The sequence below is a fragment of the Alcanivorax sp. HI0044 genome (assembly GCF_001634945.1).
In genome coordinates this window covers 1-6299 of record NZ_LWEZ01001170.1, presented here as the reverse complement: position 1 = coordinate 6299, position 6299 = coordinate 1, and the positions used below count along the sequence as shown (strand labels likewise).

Here is a 6299-nt window from a genome sequence, read left to right as displayed (position 1 = left end):
GCGCACGTTGATGGTGTGGGTATAAAGAAACTGCTCGGGCAAATCGAGTTTGACGCGCGCCATGGGAGGAAGCTCCGGTGGAGTGGGGGAGGGGGCTTATTTTAGGTTCTTCGCGGGTTAGAGTGAAGAATACGCTATTTGCCGTTTGATGGGTTTATCACGAATACCCGGCATTTTGCCGAACGCTCGACGCCGGATGTCTGACGTAAAACCCCATGGCCTGAGAGGTTGTCGTTATTACGGCATCCTGCTTTTAGGGGCACTTTGAAGAAGGGCCAGGGTCATGATTCAGGCAATTGTGAGTAAGGCATTTTGCGCAGAGAGCATGGCGGCCAAGCTTTTCAGGTTTTGAATGCAAGCGTCTGTCATCTGGCATTTGGCGTCCAGCGGTTGCCAGGGCGGGAGAATGTGACAAGTTCTGATACTGCCGGTTGCCTGGATTGGCCTGATTAATTGGCCCAACAGGAACGTGCTACCGTTCTGGCGACGGCGAACAATACTGCCAACATCCATAAACCAAGGACGAGCCATGGCTAAATCCAGCTGGCGCCCAGCACATATTCCTGACCTTACCGGCAAGACCATAGTGGTCACCGGTGCCAACAGTGGTATTGGCCTGGAAGCGGTGAAGCTGTTTGCCGCCAACGGTGCAGAGGTGATCCTGGCATGCCGGAATACGGCCAAGGCGGAAGCAGCGGTGGAGCAGGTCAGAGAACGGACTCCAGATGCCAGGTTGATTGTCATGTCGCTGGATCTGGCGGATCTGGCATCGGTAAAGGCGTTTGTTGTGGCGCTGAAAGAACGTATCAGCACGCTGGATATTCTGCTCAACAACGCGGGCTTGATGGCGCCGCCGCTACAGCGCACCAAGGATGGCTTTGAAATACAGTTTGGGACCAATCATCTCGGGCACTTCGCGCTTACCGGTCCCTTGCTTGATCTGCTGGACGCGGCGCCGGCCCCGCGCATCGTGCAGATCTCCAGCCTGGCGCACCGTAGCGGAAAGATTATGTGGGGGAATCTCAATGCGGAGAAGCGTTATTCCCGCTGGCCGTTCTATTGCCAGAGCAAGCTGGCCAATCTGATTTTTGCCAAGGATCTGCACCGCCGTTTGCGCAAACGCGGCTCAAACATTCAGGTAATGGCAGCCCATCCTGGCTACTCGGCGACCCATCTGCAGGACACCATTCCCGGCGGCGGGCTGTTCAACAAATTTATGGCCCAGCCGGCAGAGATGGGCTGCCTGCCGGGGGTGATGGCGGCCACCAGCGATGATGTGATTTCCGGAGGCTATTACGGCCCGGATGGAAAAATTCTCGAGCTGCGAGGCTACCCGGCACAGGCCTTTGCCCGAAAAATCACGGATAACGAAGGCCTGGCGCAACGGTTATGGGACGAGTCCGAACGGCTCACGGGAGTTCGCTACCTGAATACACAAGGAGAGGACGAAGCATAAGCCGTGATGTTTGAAAGGCGTGCCGGCAGCTATGTGGTCGAAGATACTGGCACGTTGCCAGTCCCTCCCACGCTTCAGGATTCCCTTTTCATCTCCTTTTGGTTGCCGCTTACCAGGTCCCTGCCTATGCTATTTCATGGCTAACCGAATCGGGGACGGTTTTGAAAAACGACAATGATGCGTTGATCGGCAAGATCTATGAAACCGCGTTATCCCCGGGCGACTGGGTCGAACTGCTGGATACCATTGCCGGTTGGACGGAGGTAGAAGAGGGCTTCCCCATCGAGCAGGGGGCTGCAGAATCGGCCCTGGTGCCTGGCCCGGCACCGCGTCGTGCAGAAGTGGAAGGCCTGATTTCGCACCTTGAGCGAGCTGTACGCTCCAGCTCCTATATGCATGCGCTGGAAGACCGCACCAACGTGCTCAATGCCATGTACAACCAGATGCCCTGGCCCATGCTGATGCTGGGTGAGCAATTGCAGGTGCTGGAATCCAATCCGGTGGCGCAGCAGGTGCTGGCGGATGGACCTGTCCAGCTGCGCGCAAACGGCACCTTGAGTATTGCGGACAGGGAACTGAAACAGGCTCTGGAGCGGGTAAACCGGCTCGCGGAAGGGCGAGATACGCAGCTGCTCACCTCGCCTCAGGACGGCATTTCTTTGTTGTGCCTGCCGGTGCAAAAATCGGATGCGCCCGGGTCGATCGCCCAGGTGCGCACTATCGTCTGGGTGCTGGCGGGGCACAGCGTAGTGACACCATCGCCAGAAATGCTGCGCTCCGTGTTCAGTATCACGGAAGCAGAATCCCGGTTGTTACACCTTCTGTGCAAGGTTGGAAATCTCCAACAGAGCTCGCAATTGCTGAACATCAAGATCAGCACTGCCCGCAGCCAGCTGAAATCGGTTATGGGAAAGCTCAACATCACCAGCCAGGTGCAGCTGGTTAGCCATGCCATGGGGCATGCGCTGGTGCAGGCTGCCCGCTTGCCCCGACTGCAGGATGAAGACGAAGAATACACCGTCACCCTTGCGGATGGGCGGGTGTTGAGCTGGTACGAATACGGTGACCCCAAAGGCAGGCCGGTCCTGACGCTGGAGAATCAGGGCGCCTCAATGCCTGATCATACCGTGTTTGAAGACTGGTACCGTGAGCGAGGCCTGCGAATGATTTTGATCGTCCGGCCCGGCTATGGCATTTCCACCTACAAGCGTAATTACCAGTTCAAGGATCTTGGCCGGGATATCCAGTTTTTGTGTGAGCACCTGCATATCCGCAAACCGCCCATGGCGGCGTACTGTGGTGGTGGGCCTTATGCGCTGTGCGCCGCGGCGCTCTATCCGGAGCTGTTCGACCGGTTAGGCCTGCTGAGCACGACGCTGGCGGGAGATCACCTGGAGCTGGACAAGCTGGAACCCATTCATCGGATGAGCCTGCAGATTTCCCGCCGCGATCCTCGCCTGTTCATGTTGGTGGGACGGCTGGGGGTGCGTGGGGTACAGAAGGCCCCGGAACGCTTCTACAAGATGCTGGCGCGGGGCATGTCAGCGTCGGACCAGGCGGTATTCAACAATCCTGATCTGCTGGCGCGGACCATCAAGCGGACTCGTCGAGGCCATTTTCAGGGCGCGCGCATCATGATGGAGGAGTACCTGAATCATCTCAAACCCCTGGGGGTGGATCTCAAGCAGATTACCGTGCCGATCCTGCAGTGGCACGGTGAAACCGATGGCATTATTTCCATTGATGGGGCGCGTCACCTTGCCGCAGATTTACCGAACGTGCAGTTTCGCAGTTTCCCCGAACAGGGGCACTTTATGATCTACGAACTGTGGCAGGATTTTTTGACCGAGCTGCTGGAACTGGATGCTCCTGCGTCGGCCTGAGGTGTTCAGGCCCGCGTAATGCGGACCAGCATGCCGAACAGGGCATGGTCGAAATAGTACACCTGGTGGCCCGCAAGGCGTCGCTTCTCGTCAATGTCCACGTACAGGCGCTCGCCGTTACTTTCCGTGTTAAACCAGATCTGTGGTGTCACATGGAGGTAGCGGGATTTGCTGAACTGCAGGGTGCCTTCCAATTCCGGTATTTCACCGTCTGCCGTGGGCAGTGTCTGCCCGCCGCGCACATAGACCGGCAAGGTCTTCGCCTTGCTGCCGATGGGCTGCTCCCAGGCGGCATGATACAGCTCGCGGTAGTCGCCGGTGCCTTCCATGCGTTCCAGCATATAGCGAAGCACTTCGTCATCCTGGGACAACGGTTGCCAGGCGCCCCGGGCAATGGCATCCGGGTCGGCCATCTCGCTGGCTTCCGGTTGGCCAATGGGCACGGCCTGTGAGGCATAGTGAGGCTGCAGACCGGTGGCCCAGATTTCTTCACTGCTGGCGTTGTTTTGAGCAAACACCAGCACTTCCACTTTGTACCAGCTTTGTGCGATGGCGGTGTTGCCAAACAGGACCAGAACAACCAACAGTAAAGCGCGATGCATTGAACACTCCTTGTTTCGCCTTATAACGCCGAATGCATAACGCACGACGCCGGATGCCTAAACCCTGACCCCAAGATCAAAACCCTGTTTTCCGGTTTTATTGCATCTGGCGTCATGCGTCTGGCGTTTAATATGGGTGCCGACTATACCCCAATCAGCCAGGATTGCTCACGGGCGATGGGGCGATCGGCACGGATTTTGTGACAAGAGTGCGATTTGAGCCGCTCTCCGACGCGCTGGCTGAATGGGTATTCAGCCAGCGGCGCCTGTCTGGATACTTTGGGCCGCGAGGCGCGTGAGCAGTTCCTGCACCACCTGAATACGTTCTTCCGCTGTCTCGCTGTCTTCCACAAAGCGCAGGGCGTTGGCACCTTCCAGCTTGAAGCGGTTGGGGCCGGACTGGACCAGTTTGACAATGGTGAGCGGGTCCACCGGGGTGCGCTCGCCGAATTCCAGTTTGCCGCCGGTGGCGTGGGCGTCCAGGCGGATAATGCCCAGCCGCTCTGCCTGCTGGCGTAGCTCGGTAACGGCAAACAGGTTTTTCACCGGCTCTGGCAGCAGGCCAAAGCGGTCGATCATTTCTACTTGTAGTTCTTTCAAACCCGCACGGGTTTTGCAGCCGGCGATGCGCTTGTAGAGCGTGAGGCGGCCGAACACATCCGGCAGGTAGTCTTCCGGGATCAATGCGGGAATGCGCAGGTTCAGCTCCGGGCCACCGCTGAGCGGCTTTTCCACGTCCGGCTGTTCGCCGCGTTTCAGCGCTTCCACTGCTTGCTCAAGCATTTCCATGTAGAGGCTGAAACCGATGGTTTCGATATTGCCGTGCTGCTCTTCGCCGAGTAGCTCGCCAGCACCGCGAATTTCCATGTCCTGGCTGGCGAGCATAAAGCCGGCACCCAGGTCGGTGGCTTGCTCGATGGCTTCCAGCCGTTTGATGGCGTCCTTGGTCATCACCTTGGGGCTGGGGGTGATCAGATAGGCGTAGGCCTGGTGGTGGCTGCGGCCCACCCGACCACGGAGCTGATGGAGCTGGGCCAGGCCAAGCTTGTCGGCGCGATCGATGATGATGGTGTTGGCGCTGGGCACATCGATACCGGTTTCGATGATGGTGGTGCTCACCAACACGTTGAAACGACGGTGGTAGAAGTCGCTCATTACCGCTTCCAGTTCCCGCTCGCGCATCTGACCGTGGGCAATACCCACACGGGCATCAGGAACCAGCTTGCGGATGTCCGCGGCGGTTTTCTCCATGGTGTCGATATCATTGTGCAGGTAATACACTTGCCCGCCCCGCAGCAGTTCACGCAGCAGCGCTTCCTTGATGGCGGTATCGTTGTGCTGCTGCACAAAGGTCTTCACGGAGAGGCGTTTTTGCGGCGGTGTGGCTATGATGGAAATATCGCGCATGCCGCTCATGGCCATGTTCAGGGTGCGCGGAATCGGGGTAGCGGTAAGGGTGAGAATGTCACACTCGGCACGCATCTGTTTCAGGCGTTCCTTGTGGCGCACCCCGAAGCGGTGTTCTTCGTCGACAATAATCAGGCCCAGATTGTCGAAGGCCACGGTTTCCTGGAGCAGCTGGTGGGTGCCCACCAGAATATCCACCTTGCCTTCCTTCAGCCGTTGCAGCACCTGGGTCTTTTCCTTGGCACTGCGGAAACGGGACAGCACTTCGATATTCACCGGCCAGTCGGCAAAACGGTCAGTGAAGGATTCGTAATGCTGTTGGGCGAGCAGGGTGGTGGGGACCAGTACGGCCACCTGGGTCTGATTTTCCACGGCCACGAAGGCGGCGCGCATGGCCACCTCGGTTTTGCCGAAGCCCACGTCGCCGCAGACCAGCCGGTCCATGGGCTGGCTGGATTGCATGTCCGCAACCACAGACGCAATGGCGGCCTGCTGATCCGGGGTCTCCTCGAAGGGAAAGCCGGCGCTGAAGCGATCGTAGTCGTTCAGGTCCACATCGAACTGGCGGCCTTCACGGGCCTCGCGGCGGGCGTAGGTGTTAAGCAGTTCGGCGGCCACATCATGGATTTTTTCGGCGGCTTTCTGGCGGGCCTTGGTCCATTGCTCGGTGCCCAGGCGGTTCAGTGGCGCGGTGTCGCCGCCACCGTAACGGCTGATCAGGTGCAGAGAGGAAACCGGCACATAGAGCTTGTCGCCGCCGGCGTATTCCAGCAGCAGGAATTCGTGTTGCTGGCGGTGCACTTCCATGTGGGTGAGGCCGAGATAGCGGCCCACGCCGTGTTCCAGATGGACCACGGGGGAGCCCACGGTCATTTCCCCCAAAGAGCGGAAGGCCTGTTCGGCGGCGCCATCGTCGCTGCTGGATTTACGGCGCCGGCGTTGCAGCACCCG

The 6299-nt window shown here is 58.7% G+C and carries 4 protein-coding genes; 2 read left to right on the top strand and 2 right to left on the bottom strand.

Features of this window, described 5'->3' with window-relative positions:
* The first annotated feature begins 529 nt into the window (after positions 1-529).
* Entirely contained in the window at positions 530-1456 is a 927-nt protein-coding gene (locus A3730_RS15400) for an oxidoreductase (RefSeq protein WP_063519562.1), read from the top strand.
* Between the two features lie 161 nt (positions 1457-1617).
* Positions 1618-3339, top strand: coding sequence for an alpha/beta hydrolase (locus tag A3730_RS15395; RefSeq protein ID WP_063519563.1), 1722 nt, complete (start codon positions 1618-1620; stop codon positions 3337-3339).
* A gap of 5 nt (positions 3340-3344) precedes the next feature.
* Here the strand turns inward: A3730_RS15395 and A3730_RS15390 are convergent, their stop codons facing one another.
* Together A3730_RS15390 and mfd are read right to left on the bottom strand one after the other, a co-directional pair.
* Positions 3345-3941 (bottom strand): peptidoglycan binding protein CsiV, encoded by a 597-nt coding sequence (locus A3730_RS15390; RefSeq protein ID WP_063519564.1) that lies wholly within the window; start codon positions 3939-3941, stop codon positions 3345-3347.
* 252 nt (positions 3942-4193) lie between these two features.
* A partial coding sequence (mfd, locus tag A3730_RS15385) for a transcription-repair coupling factor (RefSeq protein WP_063538382.1) occupies positions 4194-6299 on the bottom strand: 2106 nt, incomplete at its 5' end.

What these genes read in the sequence shown, in the direction of transcription:
- A3730_RS15400 (WP_063519562.1), top strand. Translation starts at nt 530, where the DNA reads ATGGCTAAATCCAGCTGGCGCCCAGCACATATTCCTGACCTTACCGGC.
- A3730_RS15390 (WP_063519564.1), bottom strand. Translation starts at nt 3,941, where the DNA reads ATGCATCGCGCTTTACTGTTGGTTGTTCTGGTCCTGTTTGGCAACACC.